A 781-nucleotide genomic window follows, 5' to 3' on the forward strand; every position below is an offset into this window, starting at 1 on the left:
GCTCCGCCAAGAGCACCACCGCGGCCGCGCTGCACGAGACGGCGGCCGGCGCTTACACCGCGGCACTGGCCGCTATGCCGACGATGCCCGAGCTCGCCGCCAACCATGCGACCCACGCGGCGCTGGTGGCGACGAATTTCTTCGGCATCAACACCGTCCCCATCGCGGTGAACGAAGCCGACTATGCGCGCATGTGGGTGCAAGCGGCCACGACCATGACCACCTACCAAGCGGTCAGTGCATCCGCCCTCGCGGCGGTTCCCGTCACCGCGCCGGCACCGGCGATCGTCACTCCGGGCGCGGAGGCGAGCGTCGCGAGCGTGCAGGCCGCCGACACCCAGGCGACGCAGACCTATCCGTCCTGGCAGGACCAGCTCACGGCGTGGCTGCAGCAGTACACCAAGAATTTTGCGTGGCCGGTTTCCAAAGACCTCAATCCCGGTGGCTGGCCGTTCCCGCCGGTGCCGTTCGTCAACGGCCTGGCGTCCTTCTTCGGCCAACTGGGTTTCTCGCCGGCCCTCTCCAGCGCGCTCGGCTGGGCGATTTTCCACACGCTGATGATCTTCTGGCCCTTCATGCAGGCCGCGATCCAGATGGCCGTGGTGCTGGCGCCGATGGTCGTGTTCGTCCTGGGCGCCGCCGCGGCAGGGGGAGCGGCGGCGGCAATCACCGCGGTCAGCGTCGCGGCCCCGCTCTCGGTCCCCGCGCCGCTGCCTGCGGCCGCGCCGGCACCGGCGCCGATGGCGTCCGCGCCGAGTCCGACCATCAGCACCGCGCCGGC

General features: G+C 70.9%; 1 protein-coding gene. It reads left to right on the forward strand.

Annotated elements, in window-relative coordinates; translation table 11 throughout:
- Window positions 1-781 (forward strand): PPE family protein (locus A5711_RS19770; protein ID WP_156745002.1); only part of this gene is annotated, 781 nt, incomplete at both ends.

Origin of the sequence: Mycobacterium sp. E2238 (genome assembly GCF_001672665.1) — a bacterium.
GTDB lineage: Bacteria > Actinomycetota > Actinomycetes > Mycobacteriales > Mycobacteriaceae > Mycobacterium.